This window comes from Nocardioides marmoriginsengisoli (assembly GCF_003725695.1).
Classification (GTDB): Bacteria; Actinomycetota; Actinomycetes; order Propionibacteriales; family Nocardioidaceae; genus Marmoricola; species Marmoricola marmoriginsengisoli.
Genome location: NZ_RJSE01000016.1, coordinates 1 through 20,783, shown reverse-complemented (window position 1 = coordinate 20,783; position 20,783 = coordinate 1). Strand labels below are relative to the sequence as shown.

20 protein-coding genes are annotated in these 20,783 nt (G+C 70.9%); 12 read left to right on the top strand and 8 right to left on the bottom strand.

Annotated elements, in window-relative coordinates; translation table 11 throughout:
- Positions 1-18: 18 nt before the first annotated feature.
- Positions 19-468, top strand: coding sequence for a Rieske (2Fe-2S) protein (locus tag EFK50_RS21415; protein WP_123229649.1), 450 nt, complete (start codon positions 19-21; stop codon positions 466-468).
- On the opposite strand, the gene EFK50_RS21410 is transcribed toward EFK50_RS21415, so the two are convergent.
- Complete coding sequence (locus EFK50_RS21410) at positions 461-1,732, bottom strand: tetratricopeptide repeat protein (RefSeq protein ID WP_123229648.1); 1,272 nt, start codon at positions 1,730-1,732, stop codon at positions 461-463. The two genes, EFK50_RS21415 and EFK50_RS21410, sit on opposite strands and share 8 nt — an antisense overlap.
- A 70-nt stretch (positions 1,733-1,802) precedes the next feature.
- On the opposite strand from EFK50_RS21410, the gene uvrC reads away from it, so the two are divergent.
- The 10 genes from uvrC to EFK50_RS21360 are packed head-to-tail and all read left to right on the top strand — an operon-like array spanning position 1,803 to position 10,579.
- Positions 1,803-3,785 carry an excinuclease ABC subunit UvrC gene (gene uvrC, locus EFK50_RS21405; protein WP_246004278.1) on the top strand — a complete coding sequence of 661 codons (1,983 nt, stop codon included), beginning with the start codon at positions 1,803-1,805 and terminating at the stop codon, positions 3,783-3,785.
- Position 3,786: 1 nt separating this feature from the next.
- On the top strand, positions 3,787-4,680 hold the full coding sequence (gene rapZ / locus EFK50_RS21400; RefSeq protein WP_123229646.1) for an RNase adapter RapZ: 894 nt from the start codon (positions 3,787-3,789) through the stop codon (positions 4,678-4,680).
- The gene (locus EFK50_RS21395; protein ID WP_123229645.1) at positions 4,680-5,621 is read left to right on the top strand and encodes a gluconeogenesis factor YvcK family protein; all 942 of its coding nucleotides are present in this window, start codon (positions 4,680-4,682) and stop codon (positions 5,619-5,621) included. The genes rapZ and EFK50_RS21395 overlap by 1 nt, the downstream gene beginning before the upstream one ends.
- 10 nt (positions 5,622-5,631) lie before the next feature.
- Positions 5,632-6,618 carry a DNA-binding protein WhiA gene (gene whiA, locus EFK50_RS21390; RefSeq protein ID WP_123229644.1) on the top strand — a complete coding sequence of 329 codons (987 nt, stop codon included), beginning with the start codon at positions 5,632-5,634 and terminating at the stop codon, positions 6,616-6,618.
- Between the two features lie 52 nt (positions 6,619-6,670).
- On the top strand, positions 6,671-7,666 hold the full coding sequence (gene gap, locus EFK50_RS21385; RefSeq protein ID WP_123229643.1) for a type I glyceraldehyde-3-phosphate dehydrogenase: 996 nt from the start codon (positions 6,671-6,673) through the stop codon (positions 7,664-7,666).
- Between the two features lies 1 nt (position 7,667).
- Positions 7,668-8,855, top strand: coding sequence for a phosphoglycerate kinase (locus tag EFK50_RS21380; RefSeq protein WP_123229642.1), 1,188 nt, complete (start codon positions 7,668-7,670; stop codon positions 8,853-8,855).
- A gap of 8 nt (positions 8,856-8,863) precedes the next feature.
- A complete protein-coding gene (tpiA, locus tag EFK50_RS21375) occupies positions 8,864-9,667 on the top strand; it encodes a triose-phosphate isomerase (RefSeq protein ID WP_123229641.1) in 804 nt (267 codons plus the stop codon).
- Between the two features lie 30 nt (positions 9,668-9,697).
- On the top strand, positions 9,698-9,934 hold the full coding sequence (gene secG / locus EFK50_RS21370; protein WP_123229640.1) for a preprotein translocase subunit SecG: 237 nt from the start codon (positions 9,698-9,700) through the stop codon (positions 9,932-9,934).
- Between the two features lies 1 nt (position 9,935).
- Entirely contained in the window at positions 9,936-10,295 is a 360-nt protein-coding gene (locus tag EFK50_RS21365; RefSeq protein ID WP_123229639.1) for an RNA polymerase-binding protein RbpA, read from the top strand.
- Entirely contained in the window at positions 10,295-10,579 is a 285-nt protein-coding gene (locus EFK50_RS21360; RefSeq protein WP_123229638.1) for a hypothetical protein, read from the top strand. Before EFK50_RS21365 ends, EFK50_RS21360 begins: the two co-directional genes overlap by 1 nt.
- Here EFK50_RS21360 and pgl read toward each other — a convergent pair.
- The 6 genes from pgl to tkt are packed head-to-tail and all read right to left on the bottom strand — an operon-like array spanning position 10,563 to position 18,588.
- Positions 10,563-11,285 (bottom strand): 6-phosphogluconolactonase, encoded by a 723-nt coding sequence (gene pgl / locus EFK50_RS21355; protein WP_123229637.1) that lies wholly within the window; start codon positions 11,283-11,285, stop codon positions 10,563-10,565. The two genes, EFK50_RS21360 and pgl, sit on opposite strands and share 17 nt — an antisense overlap.
- Positions 11,286-11,291: 6 nt before the next feature.
- Positions 11,292-12,203 carry a glucose-6-phosphate dehydrogenase assembly protein OpcA gene (locus EFK50_RS21350; protein ID WP_123229716.1) on the bottom strand — a complete coding sequence of 304 codons (912 nt, stop codon included), beginning with the start codon at positions 12,201-12,203 and terminating at the stop codon, positions 11,292-11,294.
- Positions 12,200-13,729 carry a glucose-6-phosphate dehydrogenase gene (gene zwf / locus EFK50_RS21345; RefSeq protein WP_123229636.1) on the bottom strand — a complete coding sequence of 510 codons (1,530 nt, stop codon included), beginning with the start codon at positions 13,727-13,729 and terminating at the stop codon, positions 12,200-12,202. The genes EFK50_RS21350 and zwf overlap by 4 nt, the downstream gene beginning before the upstream one ends.
- Positions 13,726-15,357, bottom strand: a complete 1,632-nt coding sequence (locus EFK50_RS21340) for a glucose-6-phosphate isomerase (RefSeq protein ID WP_123229635.1) — start codon at positions 15,355-15,357, stop codon at positions 13,726-13,728. The genes zwf and EFK50_RS21340 overlap by 4 nt, the downstream gene beginning before the upstream one ends.
- On the bottom strand, positions 15,354-16,457 hold the full coding sequence (tal, locus tag EFK50_RS21335) for a transaldolase (RefSeq protein WP_123229634.1): 1,104 nt from the start codon (positions 16,455-16,457) through the stop codon (positions 15,354-15,356). Before tal ends, EFK50_RS21340 begins: the two co-directional genes overlap by 4 nt.
- A 13-nt stretch (positions 16,458-16,470) precedes the next feature.
- Complete coding sequence (gene tkt, locus EFK50_RS21330; protein ID WP_123229633.1) at positions 16,471-18,588, bottom strand: transketolase; 2,118 nt, start codon at positions 18,586-18,588, stop codon at positions 16,471-16,473.
- Between the two features lie 90 nt (positions 18,589-18,678).
- On the opposite strand from tkt, the gene EFK50_RS21325 reads away from it, so the two are divergent.
- A complete protein-coding gene (locus tag EFK50_RS21325) occupies positions 18,679-19,620 on the top strand; it encodes a heme o synthase (RefSeq protein WP_123229632.1) in 942 nt (313 codons plus the stop codon).
- Here the strand turns inward: EFK50_RS21325 and EFK50_RS21320 are convergent.
- A partial coding sequence (locus EFK50_RS21320) for a low temperature requirement protein A (protein ID WP_246004277.1) occupies positions 19,579-20,783 on the bottom strand: 1,205 nt, incomplete at its 5' end. The two genes, EFK50_RS21325 and EFK50_RS21320, sit on opposite strands and share 42 nt — an antisense overlap.

The window sequence follows — 20,783 nt, the reverse complement described above, 5'->3', positions numbered from 1 at the left end:
ACTACTACCCTGGTCGGCATGGAGATCGAGACCAGTCGCAGAAATGTCCTGTACGGCGTCGCGGCTGCCGGATTTGCCGTTCCGCTCGTCGCCGCTTGCGGGTCCGGGGACGACGGTTCCGGGCCGGTGGGCGTCCCTGCCTCCGATCCGCCGACCTCCGGCGGGACCACGCCTGCGGGTGAGTCGATCCCGACCTCGGACATCCCGGTCGGCGGCGGCGCGATCTACCCGGAGGAGAAGCTGGTCGTGACCCAGCCGACCGCGGGGGAGTTCAAGGCGTTCTCCGCGGTCTGCACCCACCAGCAGTGCCTGGTCACCAAGGTCGAGGACGGGAAGATCGACTGCACCTGCCACGGCAGCGAGTACTCGATCACGGACGGTTCCGTGGAGCGCGGCCCGGCCTCGAAGCCGCTGGCGGAGAAGACCGTCACCGTGAGTGCCGCCGGGGACTCGCTGACCGTCAGCTGATCGTCGCGTCGCGCCACCACTGGTCGCGGCGGCAGTGCCTGCGGTCGAGGCGGTCGTCGATCAGGGCGCGCGCTTCGTCGTACCGGCCGGCGCGGAGCAGCGCCGTCACCAGGGTCTCCTCGACGACCTCGCGCTGGGCGTCGCTGCCACCCACCCGCCATACCTGCGGGTTGATCCGGATCAGCTCGTCGGCGCACGCGGACGGCTGGTCCAGCACCAGCAGGCTCAGCGCGTTCGCGAGCGGGGCGACGACGGCGCGTTGGACCGGGTTCTCGTGGGCCTCGGCCCAGCAGGCGAGGCTGCGGAGGCCGCTGGCGTCGTCGGCTGCGGCCAGGGCGACGGCGGCGTGCAGGCCGACGAAGGGGGTCGTGGGGCGCAGCAGGGTGCTCGCCGGGACGTCGGTGCCGTCCTGGACGGACGGGACGTCGTGCGCTCCCGGGGTCAGGCTCCACCGCCAGAGCAGGGAGCCGGTGTCGACCAGGGAGCGGCAGCCGGAGACGTGGTCGGGGGCGAGCTGGGCCCGGTAGCGGGCGTCGACCGCCGTCAGGTCCCCGTCGCTCAGCTCGTGGAGGGCCGCGTGCCAGGCGTAGTGGGCGAGGTTGTCGGTCTGCCGCCCGTCCCCTTCCATCCAGGTGTCCAGCCAGGTGAGACCGGCGGCGTGGTCGCCGGTCTCGTAGTGCGCGTGCGCCCTGGCGTGCGCGGCGTGCCCGGAGCTCGGCTCGGCGGCCAGGGAGAGGTTCGCGAGGTGCATCGCGTCGTCGAAGCGGCCCTGTTCCTGGCGCACGAAGGCGAGCAGGCCGTCGTGGAACCAGGTCCCCGACAGGGCCCTCGTACACGACTCCACGATCTGCCAGGCGTCCTCGGGCACCTCGGTCACGCCCGCGAACGCGATCGTCGGTACGGCGACCGAGAGCAGCACGGCGTCGTCCGGGTGCCGGTCGAGGTGCTGGACGATGGCGCGCCGGTCGCCGCGGAGGTGCTGCCTGACGGCGTGGATGTGGCTGCGCTCCTGGTCGGTGGCGCGTCCGGCGTGCAGGGCGGCTGCTGCCACCCTGGCCTCGGCGTCGACCGGTGCGCACCACTCGTGGCCCATCAGGGCGAGCGCGGCGTGCGCCATCGCGAAGGTGGGGTCCAGGGTGATGGCGGTGGCGAAGTGCCCGACCGCACCCTGACGGAGCTGGAGCAGCGCATCGACGCCCTCGCGGTAGGCCTGCTCGGCCTCGGGGGAGGTGGTCAGCCGGCGGTCCAGAACTCCGGTTCTCATGAAAGTAGAGTAAAGCACTAGACAAAAGATGCAAGCATCGCTGTCGGCGTGCACCACTAAAGTTCTCCTCGTGGCGGACCCGACGACGTACAAGCCGAAACCGGGCTCGATCCCGACCCGGCCCGGGGTCTACCGGTTCCGGGACAAGGACGGCCGGGTCGTGTACGTCGGCAAGGCCAAGAACCTGCGGGCCCGGCTGTCGTCGTACTTCCAGGACATCGCCGGTCTGCACCAACGGACCGCGACCATGGTCACCACGGCGGCGAGCGTCGAGTGGACCGTTGTCGGCACCGAGGTCGAGGCGCTTCAGCTGGAGTACTCCTGGATCAAGGAGTACGACCCGCGGTTCAACGTGAAGTACCGCGACGACAAGTCCTACCCGTGGCTGGCGATCACCCTCAACGAGGAGTACCCGCGGGTGATGGTCGGGCGCGGCGCCAAGAAGAAGGGCGTCAAGTACTTCGGCCCGTACTCGCACGCCTGGGCGATCCGGGACACCGTCGACACCCTGCTCCGGGTCTTCCCGATGCGTTCGTGCAGCAACGGCGTCTTCAAGCGCTCCGCGCAGATCGGCAGGCCGTGCCTGCTCGGCTACATCGACAAGTGCGCGGCTCCGTGCGTCGGGAAGATCTCCGCGGAGGAGCACCGAGAGATCTCGCTGGATCTCGCCGACTTCCTGGGTGGGCGGACCGACGCCTTCGTGCGGCGGATCGAGCGCGAGATGTACGCCGCCTCGGAGGCGCAGGACTACGAGAAGGCTGCTCGGCTGCGGGACGACCTCGGGGCGCTGAACAAGGCGTTGGAGAAGCAGGCGGTCGTGTTCGGCGACGGCACTGACGCCGACGTGATCGCGCTGGCGGAGGATCCGCTCGAGGTGGCGGTGCAGATCTTCCACGTCCGGTCCGGCCGGATCCGCGGTCAGCGCGGCTGGGTGGCGGACCGGGTCGAGGACCTGGACACCGCCGGCCTGGTCTCGGAGTTCCTGCTCCAGCTGTACGCCGGCGAGGAGGGCGAGTCGCTGCCCCGGGAGATCCTGGTGCCGGTGCTGCCGCCCGACTCCGGGGTCTTCGAGGAGATGCTCAGCGAGGCCCGGGGGAGCCGGGTCACGGTGCGGGTGCCGCAGCGCGGCGACAAGCGGATCCTCCAGGAGACCGTCGCCCAGAACGCCGCGCAGTCGCTGGCGCTGCACAAGACCCGCCGGGCCAGTGACCTCACCGCGCGCAACCAGGCGCTCGAGGAGATCCAGAAGGCGCTGGACCTGCCGACCGCGCCGCTGCGGATCGAGTGCTACGACATCTCCAACCTGCAGGGCACGGAGGTGGTCGCCTCGATGGTGGTCTTCGAGGACGGGCTCGCCCGGAAGAGCGAGTACCGCCGGTTCGTGATCCGCGGGGTCGACGGGCAGAACGACGTCGCGTCGATGCACGAGGTGATCACCCGGCGGTTCCGGCGGCTGCTGGACGAGCGGATCGAGACGCCTGACCTGGTCAACGGCGAGGTCGATCCCGATGCCGGGCCGATGCTGATCGACCCGGACACCGGCAAGGCCCGGAAGTTCTCCTACGTTCCCGGCCTCGTGGTGGTCGACGGCGGCCCGCCGCAGGTGGCTGCAGCCCAGCGGGCGCTGGACGAGCTCGGCATCGACGACGTGCCGGTCTGCGGACTGGCGAAGCGGCTGGAGGAGGTCTGGCTGCCGTCCGACCCCGATCCGGTGATCATGGCGCGCTCGAGCGAGGGGCTCTACCTGCTGCAGCGGATCCGGGACGAGGCGCACCGGTTCGCGATCACCCACCACCGGTCGCGGCGCTCGAAGTCGATGGTGGAGTCGCTGCTCGACGACGTCCCCGGGCTCGGCGAGGTGCGCCGCAAGTCCCTGATCAAGCACTTCGGTTCGCTGAAGAAGCTGCGCTCGGCGTCCGCTGCCGAGATCGCGCTGGTGCCGGGGATCGGGCCGGCGACCGCGGACGCGATCGTGCGTGCGGTCGCGTCCGACGCCGAGTCCGGCAAGACTGTCTCCGTGAACACCGCTACCGGCGAGATCGTGGAGAGCTGAGATGACCGAGGACACCGGCGAGATCCCGGTCGTCTCCGACCCGGGGGAGCTCGTCGTGGTCACCGGGATGACCGGGGCCGGCCGCAGCACCGCGGCCAAGGAGCTCGAGGACCTCGGCTTCTTCGTCGTCGACAACCTGCCGCCCGAGCTCGTCACCGAGGTGGTGCGACTGGTCGACGAGAAGATGGGCCGCGCCCAGCCGATCGCCGTGGTCGTCGACGTGCGGGGCGGCACCGAGTTCGGATCGCTGCGCGAGCAGATCACCCTGCACCTGCCGACCCGGAGGGCCTCGGTGCTGTTCCTCGAGGCCGACGACGACATCCTCGTACGCCGCCAGGAGGCCGCCCGGCGCCCGCACCCGCTGCAGGGCGGCGGCCGGCTCCTCGACGGGATCCACCGCGAGCGCGAGGTGATGACCCAGCTCCGCGGCGACGCCGAGGTGGTTATCGACACCACCCCGCTCAACGTGCACCAGCTCAAGGACAAGGTCGCTGCGGCGTACGGGTCGCCGGAGGCCGTCGGGCTCAAGGTCACCGTGGTCTCCTTCGGCTTCAAGTACGGCGTCCCGGTCGACGCCGACCTGCTCGCGGACATGCGTTTCCTGCCCAACCCGTTCTGGGTGCCCGAGCTCAAGGAGCTCACCGGGCAGGACCCGTCGGTCGCGGCGTTCGTGAAGGAGCGCGTGGACGCGCAGGCGTTCCTGGAGCGGTACCTGCCGGTGATCGAGACCGTCGGCGAGGGCTACCTGCGGGAGGGCAAGCGGTTCATGACGGTGGCGATCGGCTGCACCGGGGGCAAGCACCGCAGCGTGGCGATGTCCGAGGAGATCGCCTCCCGGCTGCGCGCGCTCGGCATCGACGCCGAGGCCACGCACCGGGATCTCGGGCGCGAGTGATGCCGTGGTCCGACGACCCGGCCGTGGTGGCGCTGGGCGGTGGCCACGGGCTGTCCGCCTCGCTGGCCGCCCTGCGCCGGCTGACCTCCGACCTGACCGCGGTGGTGACCGTGGCCGACAACGGCGGCTCCTCGGGACGGTTGCGCGAGGAGTTCGGGGTGCTGCCGCCCGGTGACCTGCGGATGGCGCTGGCCTCCCTGTGCGGCGACGACCGGTGGGGCCAGACCTGGGCGAAGGTGCTCCAGCACCGGTTCTCCTCGGACGGGTCGATGGATGGGCACGCGGTCGGGAACCTGCTGATCGTGGCGCTGTGGGAGCTGCTCGACGACCAGGTCGCCGGCCTCGACTGGGTCGGCGGACTGCTCGGCGCCCGTGGGCGGGTGCTGCCGATGGCGCTGACGCCGCTGGACATCGCCGCCGAGGTGCGCGACGCCTCGGGCGAGGTCGCCGTCGTCCGGGGGCAGGTGGCGGTGGCGACCGCGGCCGGCAAGGTGCTCGACGTACGGCTGGAGCCGGCTGCTCCCGAGGCCTGCCCCGAGGCCGTGCAGGCGATCGCCGAGGCCGACTGGGTCGTGATCGGGCCGGGGTCCTGGTACTCGTCGGTGATCCCGCACCTGCTGGTGCCCGGTCTGCGGACCGCCCTCGGAGCGACGTCGGCGCGCGTCGTCGTCAACCTCAACCTGGTCGCGCAGGCGGGGGAGACCGACGGGTACACGCCTGCGGACCACCTGGCCGCGCTGCACCGCCATGCTCCCGATCTGCGGGTGTCGGTCGTGCTCGCGGACGCCGGGTCGGTCGGCGAGGAAGCCTCGCTCCGCTCGGCCTGTGCCGCTCTCGGGGCGGAGCTGGTGCTGGCGGACGTCGCCCTGGCGGGGAGCGACGGGCAGCATGATCCTGAGAAACTTGCCCGCGCCTATGCGGCGATACTCGGAGCGAACTAAGGTGGCGCGCATGGCGATGACGGCACAGGTGAAGGCAGAGCTGGCCAACACGGCGGTCACCAAGACATGTTGCCGGAAGTCCGAGGTCTCCTCGATGCTCCGGTTCGCTGACTCGCTGCACCTGGTCAACGGCGGCATCGTGGTCGAGGCCGAGCTGGACACCGGTGCCGCGGCTCGTCGGCTGCGCAAGGACATCCACGAGGTCTTCGGGCACGACTCCGAGGTCGTGATGCTCAAGGGCAACGGCTTGCGGCGCGGCACCCACTACATCGTCCGGGTCGCCAAGGAGGGTGAGTCCCTCGCGCGGCAGACCGGCCTGATCGACCAGCGCAACCGACCGGTGCGCGGGCTTCCGCCGCAGGTGGTGTCGGGGTCGGGATGCGACGCCGTCGCCGCGTGGCGCGGTGCGTTCCTGGCGCACGGGTCGCTGACCGAGCCAGGGCGCTCGTCCTCGCTGGAGGTCACCTGCCCCGGTCCTGAGGCCGCCCTCGCCCTGGTGGGTTCCGCTCGTCGGCTGGGGATCTCGGCGAAGGCGCGCGAGGTCCGCGGTGTCGACCGGGTGGTCATCCGGGACGGGGACGCGATCGGTCAGCTGCTGACCCGGCTCGGCGCCCACGAGTCGCTCCTGGCCTGGGAGGAGCGCCGGATGCGCCGCGAGGTGCGGGCCACCGCGAACCGGCTCGCGAACTTCGACGACGCGAACCTGCGCCGGTCGGCGCGCGCCGCAGTAGCAGCCGGTGCCCGGGTGGACCGGGCGCTGGAGATCCTCGGCGAGGACATCCCCGACCACCTCGCGCTCGCCGGTCAGCTCCGGCTCGAGCACAAGCAGGCCTCGCTCGAGGAGCTCGGTCAGCTGCACGACCCGGTGCTGACCAAGGACGCGATCGCCGGCCGGATCCGGCGGTTGCTGGCGATGGCGGACAAGAAGGCAGAGGAACTCGGCATCCCGGACACCGAGGCGTCGCTGACGCCGGAGATGCTCGCCGAAGAGGCCTGAGATAGGGTCGAACGGACCCCTTCTTCCCGCATGCCCCCAGGAGTAGATCGCTGTGACTGTTCGCGTCGGAATCAATGGCTTCGGCCGCATTGGCCGCAACTTCTTCCGTGCCGTCCGTGCGTCCGGCGCTGACATCGAGATCGTCGGTGTCAACGACCTGACCGACCCGAAGGCGCTGGCGCACCTGCTGAAGTACGACTCGATCCTCGGTCGCCTGGACGCGGACGTCTCCGTCGACGGCTCGACGATCGTGGTCGGTTCGCAGCGGATCGCAGTCTCCGCCGAGCGCGACCCGGCCGCCCTGAAGTGGGCCGACCTGGGTGTCGACGTGGTCGTCGAGTCCACCGGCTTCTTCACCGACGCGACCAAGGCGAAGGCGCACGTCGACGCCGGTGCCAAGAAGGTCATCATCTCCGCGCCCGCCTCCAACGAGGACATCACCGTCGTGATGGGCGTCAACCACGAGCTCTACGACCCGGCCGCGCACACGGTGATCTCGAACGCGTCGTGCACGACCAACTGCCTCGCGCCGATGGCGAAGGCGCTCAACGACGGCCTGGGCATCAACAAGGGCCTGATGACCACGATCCACGCGTACACCGCGGACCAGAACCTGCAGGACAACATCCACAGCGACCTGCGCCGTGCCCGCGCCGCCGCGATCAACATCGTCCCGACCGGCACCGGTGCGGCCAAGGCCATCGGCCTGGTGCTGCCCGAGCTCAAGGGCAAGCTCGACGGCTACGCCCTGCGTGTCCCGACCCCGACCGGCTCGCTCACCGACCTGTCGTTCGAGGCCGCGCGCGAGACCTCGGTCGAGGAGGTCAACGAGATCGTGAAGGCTGCCGCCGACGGCAAGTTCCTCAAGTACTCGACCGACCCGATCGTCTCCTCGGACATCGTCACCGACCCGGCCTCGTGCATCTTCGACGCGCCGCTGACCAAGGTCATCGGCAACCAGGTCAAGGTCGCCGGCTGGTACGACAACGAGTGGGGCTACTCGAACCGACTCGCTGACCTGATCACGTACGTCGGCGCCTCGCTCTGATATGTCGTCGCTCGCTGAGCTCGGCGACCTCCGTGGTCGCCGGGTCCTGGTCCGCTCTGACCTGAACGTGCCGCTGGACGGCGACCGGATCACCGACGACGGGCGGATCCGGGCCTCGTTGCCGACGATCTCCGCGTTGTCGGCGGCCGGGGCACGGGTCGTGGTGATGGCGCACCTCGGCCGGCCTTCCGGTGCGCCCGATGCTGCCTACTCGCTGGCTCCCGTGGCTGCTCGGCTGGGGGAGCTGCTCGGCTCCGCCGTCGCGTTCGCGTCCGACACGGTCGGGCCTTCGGCCCAGTCGGTCGTCGCTGGTCTTGCAGACGGACAGGTGGCGCTGCTGGAGAACGTCCGGTTCAACGCCGGCGAGACGTCGAAGGACGACGCCGTGCGCGGTGCGTTCGCCGACGAGCTCGCCGCGCTCGGCGACGCGTTCGTGAGCGACGGGTTCGGCGTGGTGCACCGCAAGCAGGCGTCGGTCTACGACATCGCGACGCGGTTGCCGTCGGCCATGGGCGGGCTGGTCGCCGCGGAGCTGTCGGTGCTGCGCCGGCTGACCGAGGAGCCGGAGCGTCCGTACGTCGTGGTGCTCGGCGGCTCGAAGGTCTCCGACAAGCTGGGCGTCATCGACAACCTGCTCGGAAAGGCCGACAAGCTGCTCATCGGCGGCGGGATGCTGTTCACCTTCCTGAAGGCGCAGGGCCACGAGATCGGCACCTCGCTGCTGGAGGAGGACCAGATCCCGGTGTGCCTGGACTACCTGGCCCGGGCGAAGGAGGCCGGCGTCGAGCTGTTGCTGCCGGTCGACGTGGTGGTCGCCGACGCGTTCGGCGACGAGGCGTCCGCCCAGGTCGTTGCCGCCGACGCGATCCCGGCCGGAAAGGTCGGGCTCGACATCGGGCCCGAGTCCTCCCGGTTGTTCGCCGCCGCGCTCGCGGACGCGCGCACCGTGTTCTGGAACGGCCCGATGGGCGTGTTCGAGCAGGCTGCGTTCGCCGAGGGCACCCGTGCCGTGGCAGCCGCCCTGACGACGGTTCCCGGGCTCTCGGTGGTGGGTGGCGGCGACTCCGCGGCCGCCGTACGGCAGCTCGGGTTCGCCGACGACCAGTTCGGCCACATCTCCACCGGTGGCGGCGCTTCGCTGGAGTACCTGGAGGGCAAAGCGCTCCCCGGGATCGACGTACTGAGCTGAGGAACGAGATGGCCAAGACTGCCTCCGGGCGCACCCCGCTGATGGCGGGCAACTGGAAGATGAACTGCAACCACCACGAAGCGGTTCACCTGGTCCAGAAGCTCGCCCTGGGCCTCGCCGACAAGAAGCACGACTTCGGCAAGGTCGAGGTGGTCGTCGTCCCGCCGTTCACCGACATCCGCTCGGTGCAGACCACCGTCGACGGCGGCCAGCTCCAGATCCGGTACGGCGCCCAGGACATCTCGGTGCACGACGACGGCGCCTACACCGGCGAGGTCTCCGCATCGATGCTCGCCAAGCTCGGCTGCTCCTACGTGGTGGTGGGGCACTCCGAGCGCCGCGAGTACCACGCCGAGGACGACGCCCTGGTCAACGCCAAGGCGCACAAGGCGCTCGCTGCCGGGATGACCCCGATCGTCTGCGTCGGCGAGGGCCTCGAGGTCCGCAAGGCCGGCGAGCACGTCGCGTACACGGTCGCTCAGCTGGACGGGTCGCTCGCCGGGTTCACGGCCGAGCAGATCGCCTCCCTGGTGGTCGCCTACGAGCCGGTCTGGGCGATCGGCACCGGCGAGGTCGCCACCCCCGAGGACGCGCAGGAGGTCTGCGCCGCGCTCCGCGCCCGCGTGGCCGAGTCCTTCGGCGACGACGCCGCCGCCGGAGTGCGGTTGCTGTACGGCGGCTCGGTGAAGGCCTCGAACGTCGCCGGCATCATGGCGAAGCCCGACGTGGACGGCGCCCTGGTCGGCGGTGCGAGCCTGCAGGCCGACGAGTTCGGCGGGATTTGCCGCTTCTACGACATGCCGATCCTGTGATCGTCGCCCGCGTCAGTTAGGATTCCAGCCGTGATCACCGTCTTCCAGATTCTGCTCGTCGTCTCGAGCCTGCTCATGATCCTCCTGGTGCTGCTGCACAAGGGGCGTGGTGGCGGGTTGTCCGACATGTTCGGTGGCGGCGTCTCCAGCGGTCTCGGCGGCTCCTCCGTCGCCGAGCGCAACCTGGACCGGATCACGGTCGGGATCGGCCTGGTCTGGTTCGCCTGCGTCATCGGTCTGGGACTCCTGCTGAAGTCCAACAGCTGACATGGCCGGCGGAGGAAGCGCCATTCGTGGCAGCCGCGTCGGCGCGGGCCCGATGGGCGAAGCCGAGCGCGGCGAGGCCGCACCGCGGCAGAACGTCACCTACTTCTGCTCCCAGGAGCACCGCACGCTGATCGCGTTCGCCGTCGAGGCGCAGGTCCCGGAGTCGTGGGACTGCCCGAAGTGCGGGCTGCCGTCCAGTGTCGACTCCGACAACCCGCCGCCGCCGAAGAAGGTGGAGCCGTACAAGACCCACCTGGCGTACGTGAAGGAGCGCCGCTCCGACGCGGAGGCGAAGGACATCCTCGAAGAGGCCCTTCAGACGCTGCGGACGAAGCGGAAGAACGGCGAAGTCATCTTCTGATGGCCGACCCGGTCGAGAAGCCGACCGATCGGCGCGCCGTCGCGGCCGCCGGAGTGCTCGTCCTGGTCGTCGGCATCGTGGTGCTCGCCACGGTCGAGGAGACCATGCACGGCCTCCAGCGGATGTTCCTCGTCGGCGGCATCGCGCTGGCCGGTTGCTGGGCGATGCTGGCCGCAGTCACCACCGAGGCGGGCCGGGCGACCGTGCGCGGGCTCACCCTCGGGGTCGTCCTCGGATTGCTGCCGGTGGGGTTCATCGGCATGGTGATCAGTCTGATCGACTGAGGCCGGCCGCCGCCTGGTCGACGTACCAGGTGATCGACGGGCCGGAGATGCCGCGCGCCGGGGTCTCGGCGACGGTGCCCTCGAACGCCCAGGCGCGGGCGGTCGCAGCCGCCTTCTCCGCGCCGGTGACCAGGAACCAGACGGCGCGGCTGCGGTTGAGCGCGTCGAAGGTCAGGGTGACCCGCTCCGGCGGTGGTTTCGGGGAGTCGGTGACCGGAGCCGCGATGTGGTCGTGGTCGGTGAGCGTGGCGGCACCGGGGAAGAGCGAGGCGACGTGGCCGTCAGGGCCCATCCCGAGCATCACCAGGTCGAACTCGCCGCTGCCCTCGCTACGGAGGCTCGCGGAGTAGGCGTCGGCGGCCTCCGCGGCGCTCCCGGCCTGGTCGCTGGCGGGGACCTCGTTGACGCGGGTGGCGCCGACGGCATCGAGGAGGTCCGCGCGGGCCTGGTCGGCGTTGCGCTCCGGGCTGTCGGCGGCCACGAACCGCTCGTCTCCGAACCAGAAGGTGATCCGGGTCCAGTCCACGGCGTGCTCGGGCGCGAGCTCGGCGATCCGCCGGTGGACCAGCCGGGCGACAGTGCCGCCGGTCAGGGCTACGTCGGGGTTCTCGCCGCGTGCCTGCGCCTCCGCCATCCGTTCGAGGAAGCGCCGGGCCACCTCGTCGGCGACGGACGCCGGGTCGTGTCGAGCTACGACGTCGCGCACGCTCGGTCAGGCCTTGGAGTGCAGCTTGAGCAGGCGCTTCGCGGTCGCCTGGTAGACGTCGTCCTCGTCGAGCCGGCGCAGCTCCTCGGCGAGCAGGTCCGGGAGCTCGCGACGCCGGAGCGCCACCGGCCGGTCCGGACGGTCGGGGGAGCTGAAGGTCGCCAGCCGACCGTCCTTGCGGCTGATCCGGATCGGCCCTTCCCTGGTCTCCAGGACGGCCTCGGTGATGCCGGGGCCCGCCGAGTTCTTGCGGTCCACCGGGACCTTGAGGCGGTCGCTGAGCCAGGCCTGGAGCAGGTCGGCGCTCGGGCTGATCCGCTCCGCGGTCACGCTCGCCCGGCGAACCTTCAGGGGCTGCTGGTCCAGGGCCGCGGCCAGCAGGGCGCGCCACGGGGTGATCCTGGTCCAGGCCAGGTCGGTGTTGCCCTTGGTGTAGCTCGCGCACTGCGTGCTCATTGCCCTGGTCTTGGACTTCGTGGCCGCGGCGGCGTCGGTGATCCGGCGCTGGGCGAGCCGGCCGAGCGGGTCCGCCGCCGGGTCCGCGGGGGAGTCGGCGGGCCACCAGATCGCGACCGGGGAGTCCGGGAGCAGCAGCGGGAGCACCACCGACTCCGGGTGCCGGACGACCTCGCCGGAGAGCCGGATCATCGCGGTCTCGCCGGTCCAGTTGTCGCCGATGCCGACCTGGGCGTTGACCGCGGGCTTGCCGCGGGCGTCACCCAGGATGACGCCGAGCACGCGCGCCGGGTGCTCGCGCGAGGCCTTGCGGGCCGCCTGGAGGGCCTCTTGGGAGGCGTCCTCGTCGACGACGATGACCAGCGTCATCACCATGCCCATGGCGGGACTGCCCGACTTGGTCCGCGCCCGGACGAACTCGGCGGCGATCGCGCTCGCGTTGGTGTCGAGGAGTTCTCTCATGGCCGCCTCCACGCTCTGCCGTCACGTGCCAGCATCTTGTCCGCGCCGGCCGGTCCCCAGCCGCCGGAGGCGTAGGGCTCCGGCCTGCCCTTGGCGGCCCAGTGCGCCAGGATCGGGTCGAGGATCTTCCAGGAGAGCTCGACCTCCTCGTGCCGCGGGAACAGCGGTGGATCACCGAGGAGCACGTCGAGGATCAGCCGCTCGTAGGCCTCGGGGGAAGCCTCGGTGAAGGACCCGCCGTACGCGAAGTCCATGTTCACGTCCCGGATCTCCATCGCCGTCCCGGGCACCTTGGAGCCGAACCGGATGGTCATGCCCTCGTCGGGCTGCACCCGAATCACGATGGCGTTCTGGCCCAGTTCCTCGGTGGCGGTGGCGCTGAACGGCTGGTGCGGTGCCTTCTTGAAGACGATCGCGACCTCGGTGACCCGGCGGCCCAGGCGCTTGCCGGTGCGCAGGTAGAAGGGAACGCCGCCCCAACGCCGGGTCTCGACATTCAGCGTCACGGCCGCGTAGGTCTCGGTCGCCGAATCCTTCGCGATGCCGTCCTCCTCGCAGAACCCGATCACCTGCTGGCCGCCCGCCCAGCCGGCGGCGTACTGACCACGTGCGGTGGACAGGTCGAGGCGCTTGGGGAGCGTGATCGAGCTGAGCACCTTGAGCTTCTCGACCCGCAAGCTCTCGGCGTCGAACGCGGTCGGCTCCTCCATCGCGACCAGTGCCATCAGCTGGAGAAGGTGGTTCTGGATGACGTCGCGGGCGGCGCCGACGCCGTCGTAGTAGCCGGCCCGGCCGCCGATACCGACGTCCTCGGCCATGGTGATCTGGACGTGGTCGACGTAGTTGGAGTTCCAGACGGGTTCGAAGAGGTTGTTCGCGAACCGCATCGCCAGGATGTTCTGGACGGTCTCCTTGCCGAGGTAGTGGTCGATCCGGAAGATCGAGCCGGAGTCGAAGACCTGGCCGAGGATGTCGTTCAGCTCCCGCGCCGACGCGAGGTCGTGGCCGAAGGGCTTCTCGACGACCACCCGGCGCCACTGGCCGGGGTTCGGCTCGGCGAGGCCGTGCTCCTTGAGCTGGGCCGCGACCGCGCCGAAGAAGGTCGGCGGAATCGCCAGGTAGAAGGCGTGGTTGCCGCGGGTACCGCGGGCCTGGTCGAGCTCCTCGATCGTACGGCGGAGCTGGTCGAACGCCACGTCGTCGTCGAAATCGCCCTGGACGAACCGGAACCCCTCGGCCAGCTGGTTCCAGACCTCCTCGCGGAACTCGGTGCGGGAGTGCTCGCGGACGGCGTCGTGCACGATCTGCGCGAAGTCCTCGTCGGCCCAGTCGCGGCGGGCGAACCCGACCAGGCTGAACCCCGGCGGCAGCAGGCCGCGGTTGGCCAGGTCGTAGATCGCCGGCATCACCTTCTTGCGGGACAGGTCGCCGGTGACGCCGAAGAGCACCATTCCGCACGGGCCGGCGATCCTCGGGAGCCGGCGGTCAGCCGGGTCCCGGAGCGGGTTGACCGGCTGGTCGGTCATCGCAGCGCCTCGCGGAGGACGTCCAGGCCCTGGCGCTGGTCGGTCAGGTGCAGCCGGAGGACCGGACGACCGTGGTCGGCGAGCACGCGCGCGTCCCCGATCGCCTGGGCGCGGATGAACTCGCCGAAGGTGAACGGCCGGTCCGGGATCGGCAGATCCGCGACCGGGGCGCCGGTGATCTGCAGGAAGACCCCGGTCGGGGCGCCGCCCTTGTGGTACTGCCCGGTCGAGTGCAAGAACCGGGGTCCCCAGCCGAAGGTCGTCGGCCGTCCGGTGCGCAGCGCGAGGTGCTCGCGCAGGTGTGCGAGGTGGGCGTGCCGCTTGCGGTCCAGGTAGGCCATCACCGCCAGGTAGCCCCGGTCCGGGTCGATCCGGTCGAAGAGCGCGTGCACCGCGTCGGCGACGGTGCTCGACCCCTCCAGCAGACCGTCGGAGGCGTAGACCTCGACGCCGCGGTCGACGAACGCCGGCTTCGCGGGCGCGCCGGCACCGTCGAGCATCTCCCGGGCGGCCTTCTTGGCGCTCTCCACGTCGGGCTGGTCGAACGGGTCGATGCCGATCAGCCGGCCGGCGATCGCGACGGCGTACTCCCAGAGCAGCATCTCGGCGCCGAGCGGGGCTCGGACCGTCGCCGCGTAGCCGGACGCCGGCTTCGCCTCGTCGGACGGGGTGCCGACGGTGACGAGGAGGCTGTCCGGCGTGCTCGGGGTGAAGTTCGGTGCCGAGACGGCCGGTACGACGACCGGCAGGATGCCCTTGCGGTCCTTCCCGGTGGACTCGGCGATCAGCTGCTCGGCCCAGTCGCCGAAGCCGGTCGTGCGCTCGCCGTGCTCGGCGATGACGATCTTGTCGACGCCGTTCCGGTTCGCCGCGCCCAGCAGGGCTCCTAGACGGAGACCCGGATTCGCCGCGTCGTCGGCCTCGAGGGCCGGTCGGATCGCTTCGGCCTCGTCGAGCAGGGCGCCGATGTCGGCGCCGGCCAGTCCGCTGGGCACCAGGCCGAAGGCGGTCAGCGCCGAGTAGCGGCCGCCGACGTCCGGGTCGGCGTGGAAGACCCGGTAGCCGTCCGCGGTGGCGGCGACGTCAAGCGGGGAACCGGGGTCGGTGACGATCACCAGGTGGTCGACGGGGTTGCGCCCCGCCTCGCGGAACGCCTGCTCGTAGGCCCGCTTCTGGCTGTCGGTCTCGACGGTGCTGCCGGACTTGCTGGAGACGACCACGATGCTGCGTTCCAGGCGGTCCGCGAGGGCGCTGCGGACGTAGTCCGGGTCGGAGGAGTCCAGGACCGTCAGCTCGACGCCGGCCGCCGCAGCGATCACCTCGGGCGCGAGCGAGGATCCGCCCATGCCGCAGAGGACGACGTGGTCCTGGCCCTGTGCTGCCCGCTCCTGGCGCAGCTGCTCGATCTCGCTCACCAGGGGCCGGGACTCGGCGGCGAGGCCGACCCAGGCGAGGCGCTTGGCGGATTCGGCCTCGGCAGCCGGTCCCCACAGGGTGGGGACCCGAGCCGCGATCTGCGAGGCGACCTCGTCCGCGACCAGGTCGGCGACGACCGCGTCGTAGGCGGCCCGGTCGGGGTGCGTGACGTCCAGCTCGACCGCGTGCCCCAGGTCGGCGCCCCCGCTCATCGGGCCGCGGCCTCCAGGCTCGCCTGGACCGTCCCGAGGAGGTCCTGCCAGGCCGTGACGAACTTCTCGACGCCCTCGCGGGTCAGCACGTCGATCACGTCGTCGTAGTCGATGCCGGCGGCGGCGAGCTGCTGCAGGGTTGCGCGGGCGTCGTCGTAGAAGGGCCGGACCCGGTCGCCGGCGACCACGCCGTGGTCGGCGACGGCCTGCATGGTCTTCTCCGGCATCGTGTTCACGGTGTCCTCGACGACCAGGTCGACGACGTACATCGTGTCGTCGTACTGCGGGTTCTTGACGCCCGTGGAGGCCCAGAGCGGGCGCTGCCGGCGGGCGCCGCTCGCCTCAAGCGCGGCCCAGCGGTCGGTGGCGTAGAACGTCTCGAAGGCCTCGAAGGCGAGACGGGCGTTGGCGACGCCTGCTCGGCCCTGGAGAGCCGCGTCGGCCCCCGTCTTCTCCAGCCGGCTGTCGATCTCGGTGTCGACGCGGGAGACGAAGAAGCTTGCCACCGAGTGGATCGTGGCGAGGTCGTGGCCGTTCGCCGCCGCCTGCTCGAGGCCGGCGACATGGGCCTCCATCACGTCGGCGTACTGGTCGAGCCCGAAGATCAGGGTGACGTTGACGCTGATCCCAGCGGCCAGGGTCGCGGTGATCGCCGGGCATCCCGCTGCGGTGCCGGGGATCTTGATCAGCAGGTTCTCGCGGCCGACGGCGTCCCAGAGCTTCCGGGCCTCGGCGATGGTGCCCGCGGTGTCGTCGGCGAGGTCGGGGGAGACCTCGATCGAGACCCGGCCGTCCACGCCGCCGGTGGCGGCCCAGACGTCGTGGAGCACGTCGCAGGCGTTCCGCACGTCGGTGGTGGTGAGCTCGAAGACGGTGCGGTTCACGTCGGCGCCGTCGGCGGCCAGCTGCCGGACCTGGTCGTCGTACCGTTCGCCGTCGGCGAGCGCCGCGGCGAAGATCGACGGGTTCGTGGTGACCCCGACGACCGAGGAGGACTTGACCAGCTCGGCCAGGTTGCCGGTCTCCAGGCGTTCGCGGGACAGGTCGTCGAGCCAGATGGACACGCCGGCATCGGACAGCTGCTTCAGACGATCGGACATGTGACCTTCTCCTCTAGCGTGCGGTGGCCTCCACGGCCTTGATGCTCTCCTCGGCTGCCAGGACGACGGCCTCGGCGGTGATCCCGAACTCGGCGTACAGCGTCTTGAAGTCCGCAGAGCCGCCGAAGTGCTCCAGCGAGACGCTGCGACCGCTGTCGCCCACGATGTCACGCCACCCCTGGGCGATACCGGCCTCGACGCTGACCCGGGCCTTGACGTTCCGGGGCAGGACGGTGGTGCGGTAGGCCTCGTCCTGGGCGTCGAACCACTCGCGGCACGGCATCGAGACGACCCGGGCCTGGACGCCCTTCGCGGCGAGCTGCTCGCGGGCGGCGACCGCCAGCTGGACCTCGGAACCGGTGCCGATCAGGATCACATCGGGCTCGCCGTCGGCGTCGATCAGGGTGTAGGCGCCACGGGCGACACCCTCGGTGGTCGCGTAGCCGTCCGTGCCGCGCGGGACCGTCGGGACGTTCTGGCGGGTCAGCGCGAGGGCGACCGGGCGGTCGGTGATCGCGAGGGTGGCCGCCCAGGCGGCGACGGTCTCGTTGCCGTCCGCCGGCCGGACCACGTCCAGGCCGGGGATCGCCCGCAGGCTGGCGACGTGCTCGACCGGCTGGTGGGTCGGGCCGTCCTCGCCGAGGCCGATGCTGTCGTGGGTCCAGACGTAGATGGTCGGGAGCTTCATCAGCGCGGCGAGCCGGACCGCCGGGCGCATGTAGTCGGAGAAGACCAGGAACGTGCCGCCGAAGATCCGGGTGCCGCCGTGCAGCGTGACGCCGTTCATGATCGAGCCCATCGCGTGCTCGCGAATGCCGAAGTGCAGGACGCGGCCGTACGGGTTGCCGGTCCAGTCGTGGTTCTGGAACTCGGTGGGCGTCACGCTGGGGGCGCCCTTGATCGTGGTGTTGTTCGAGCCGGCGAGGTCGGCCGAGCCGCCCCAGAGCTCGGGCAGGTGCGCCGCGACCGCGTTGATCACCTCGCCGGAGGCGACCCGGGTGGCCACGCCCTTGGCATCGGCGGGGTACGTCGGCAGGTCGGCGTCCCAGCCGGCCGGGAGCGACCGGGTCTTCAGCCGTTCCAGGGTGGCGTTGCGCTCGGGGTTGGCCTCGGCCCAGGCCTGGAACTGCTGGTCCCACTCCTTGACGGCCGCGGCGCCCCGGTCGAGCAGGCCGCGGGTGTGCGCGAGGACCTCCTCGGGCACCTCGAAGGTCTGCTCCGGGTCGAAGCCGAGGACCCGCTTGGTGGCCGCGATCTCCTCGTCGCCCAGCGCGGACCCGTGCGAGGCCTCGGTGTTCTGGGCCTTCGGCGCCGGCCAGGCGATGATCGTGTTCAGCACGATCAGGCTGGGCCGGTCGGTGACGTCCTCGGCGGCGTTCAGCGCGTCCCAGAGCGCCGGCACGTCCTCGAAGTAGTTCTCGCCGTCGGTGTGGTCGCCGCCGTGGGTCCAGTCGACGTGCTGGACGTGCCAGCCGTAGGCCTCGTAGCGCTTCGCGACGTCCTCGGTGAAGGCGATGTGGGTGTCGCCCTCGATCGAGATCCGGTTGGCGTCGTAGATCAACGTCAGGTTGCCGAGCTGCTGGTGGCCGGCGATGGAGGAGGCCTCCGCGCTGACGCCCTCCTCCAGGTCGCCGTCGGAGCAGATCGCGTAGACGTGGTGGTCGAAGGGGCCGTCCACGCCGTCCGGGTCGAACATGCCCTTCTCGCGCCTGGCAGCGAGCGCCATGCCGACGGCGTTGGCGACGCCTTGTCCCAGGGGGCCGGTGGTGGTCTCGACCCCCGCCGTGTGGCCGTGCTCGGGGTGGCCCGGCGTCAGGCTGCCCCAGGTGCGCAGCGCCTTCAGGTCGTCCAGCTCGAGGCCGAAGCCGCCGAGGAAGAGCTGCGTGTACAGCGTGATCGAGGAGTGCCCGCAGGAGAGCACGAACCGGTCCCGGTTAGCCCAGGTCGGATCGGCGGGGTGGTGCCGCATCCGCTTCTGGAAGAGCAGGTACGCCGCCGGCGCCAGGCTCATCGCGGTGCCCGGGTGCCCATTTCCGACCTTCTGGACGGCGTCCATCGCCAGGCAGCGAGCGGTGTCCACGGCCCGCTTGTCGAGGTCTGACCATTCAAGCGGGGTGCGTGCGGGGCTCATGTGGACGAGCCTACCCACGCCGGTTCGCCCCCCGAAACCCGGCACCGATAGACTGCGTGGCGTTGTCCATTCGATGAAGGCGAGGCCTGCGTGACCGCGGTCGACTCCCACGCGTCCGTCACCGGACAGACGCCTGGTGGAGCCTCCCTGCGGGACGTGGTGGCGGCGTACGTCGGGCTGACCAAGCCCCGGGTCATCGAGTTGCTGCTGCTCACCACGGTGCCGGTGATGTTCTTCGCGCACCGCGGCGTGCCCTCGCTCGGTCTGGTCGTCGCGACCGTGATCGGCGGAGCGCTGTCGGCCGGCGGTGCAAGTGCGCTGAACTGCGTCTACGACCGCGACATCGACGAGCAGATGCGACGGACCCGTCGTCGTGCGCTGCCGCGGCACATCGTCTCGCCCAAGGCGGCGCTCGTCTTCGGTGTCGCGCTGATCGCGATCTCGACGCTGGTCCTCGGGTTCTTCGTCAACTGGCTCTCGGCCGGGTTGTCGGTCGGGGCCGGGGCTTTCTACCTCTTCGTGTACACGATGCTGCTCAAGCGGCGGACGACTCAGAACATCGTCTGGGGCGGCCTGGCCGGCTGCTTCCCGGCACTGATCGGCTGGACGGCCGTGACCAACGAGCTGGCCTGGGCGCCGGTGGTGCTCTTCCTGGTGGTGTTCTTCTGGACGCCTCCGCACACCTGGGCCCTGGCGATGCGGTACCGCGAGGACTACGCCGCTGTCGACGTCCCGATGCTGCCGGTGGTGCGCTCAGGCGTGGACGTGGCGAAGCAGATCGTCGCCTACTCCTGGGTGATGGTGGCGGTCTCGCTGCTGCTCTGGCCGGTGGCGGACACCGGTCTGGTCTACCCGATCGCCGCGGTCGTGCTCGGCGCGACGTTCCTGGTCGAGGCGCACCTGATGTGGCTGCGGGCCCGGAAGAGCGACGAGCTCACCGACATCCGGCCGATGCGGCTCTTCCACTGGTCGAACCTGTACCTGTCACTGCTATTCGTCGCCGTCGCGCTGGATCCCCTGCTGACCCGCTGAACCGCGGACCTGGTGGTCGACGACCGCCCCGGTGAGCACGATCCCCACCGCCAGCACGCCCGGCCCGACATGGTGGCTCGCGTTGGTGGCGACCAGCGCTGCGGCGTAGAGGAGTGCGGTCACCACCAGCGGTGCCCGGAGCGGGCGCAGGCTTCCCTCGCCGAACGCGTGGATCACGCCGAGTCCGAGCACGTAGACGGCGACCGCGGTCGCCAGCGCCAGGACGGCGCCCTGGTGACTGAGCCCGTGCGCCTCGTGCTCGACCAGGTCGACGTTCGCAGCAAGGGCGGCTCCGACGGCCGCGACCGCGCCGAGCAGGAAGTAGTGCGCGTAGCCGAACAGGAACCCGTTGCGCCCGTGGATGCACTCGATCAGCGACCGCTTGAAGTAGATCCACCACAGCGACAGCACCAGCAGCAGCCCGCCGGCGATCACCATGGTCAGGTCCGCCGACAGCCCGTGCCCGTCCAGCGTGGCCGAGATCGCCTGGGTGGTCGCCAGGATCACCTCGCCGAGGACGATGATCGTGAACAGCTGGAACCGCTCGACGATGTGCTCGACGTGCCAGGGGGTCGACGCGTCGCCGGTCATCTCGGCCCAGTACGGGATCGCCATCTCGGTCACCGCGAGCGCGACGAAGGTGATCAGCATCCAGTGGTCCTCGTGGATCCAGAGGCGCCCGACCCAGAACACCTGGACCACGACGATGCCCGCGGCGTAGCGCAGCGCGACGTTGCGGACGCGCGGGTCGTCGCGGGCGACCCGCAACCACATCGGGACCAGGGCCGCGCGCATGATCAGGTAGCCGATCACCACGATCGTGAAGTCCGGCTCGTCCTTGAAGATGTCCTGGATCCCGGCGGCGAGCACCAGGACGCCGGCTAGGACGGTGAACGTCATCAGCCGGAAGGTCACGTCGCCGGTGTCGTAGGCGCTCGCGAACCAGCTGTAGTTCAGCCAGGCCCACCAGATCGCGAAGAACACCATCGCGTAGCCGACCAGGCCGTCGAAGTGACCGGCGCTCAGCTCGTGGTGCAGCGAGGCGGCGGCCGCCGCCACCGCGACGACGAAGCTCAGGTCGAAGAGCAGCTCCAGCGGGGTGGAGGCGCGGTGCTCCTCGTCCGGATCGCGTCCGGTCAGCGGGGCACGCCAGGGGATGGAGG

Excerpts from the sequence above, each read along its gene's own strand:
- EFK50_RS21415 (WP_123229649.1), top strand. The coding sequence starts at position 19 with ATGGAGATCGAGACCAGTCGCAGAAATGTCCTGTACGGCGTCGCGGCT.
- EFK50_RS21410 (WP_123229648.1), bottom strand. The coding sequence starts at position 1,732 with ATGAGAACCGGAGTTCTGGACCGCCGGCTGACCACCTCCCCCGAGGCC.
- rapZ (WP_123229646.1), top strand. The coding sequence starts at position 3,787 with ATGACCGAGGACACCGGCGAGATCCCGGTCGTCTCCGACCCGGGGGAG.
- EFK50_RS21395 (WP_123229645.1), top strand. The coding sequence starts at position 4,680 with ATGCCGTGGTCCGACGACCCGGCCGTGGTGGCGCTGGGCGGTGGCCAC.
- whiA (WP_123229644.1), top strand. The coding sequence starts at position 5,632 with ATGGCGATGACGGCACAGGTGAAGGCAGAGCTGGCCAACACGGCGGTC.
- EFK50_RS21380 (WP_123229642.1), top strand. The coding sequence starts at position 7,668 with ATGTCGTCGCTCGCTGAGCTCGGCGACCTCCGTGGTCGCCGGGTCCTG.
- tpiA (WP_123229641.1), top strand. The coding sequence starts at position 8,864 with ATGGCCAAGACTGCCTCCGGGCGCACCCCGCTGATGGCGGGCAACTGG.
- EFK50_RS21365 (WP_123229639.1), top strand. The coding sequence starts at position 9,936 with ATGGCCGGCGGAGGAAGCGCCATTCGTGGCAGCCGCGTCGGCGCGGGC.
- EFK50_RS21360 (WP_123229638.1), top strand. The coding sequence starts at position 10,295 with ATGGCCGACCCGGTCGAGAAGCCGACCGATCGGCGCGCCGTCGCGGCC.
- EFK50_RS21350 (WP_123229716.1), bottom strand. The coding sequence starts at position 12,203 with ATGAGAGAACTCCTCGACACCAACGCGAGCGCGATCGCCGCCGAGTTC.
- zwf (WP_123229636.1), bottom strand. The coding sequence starts at position 13,729 with ATGACCGACCAGCCGGTCAACCCGCTCCGGGACCCGGCTGACCGCCGG.
- EFK50_RS21340 (WP_123229635.1), bottom strand. The coding sequence starts at position 15,357 with ATGAGCGGGGGCGCCGACCTGGGGCACGCGGTCGAGCTGGACGTCACG.
- tal (WP_123229634.1), bottom strand. The coding sequence starts at position 16,457 with ATGTCCGATCGTCTGAAGCAGCTGTCCGATGCCGGCGTGTCCATCTGG.
- tkt (WP_123229633.1), bottom strand. The coding sequence starts at position 18,588 with ATGAGCCCCGCACGCACCCCGCTTGAATGGTCAGACCTCGACAAGCGG.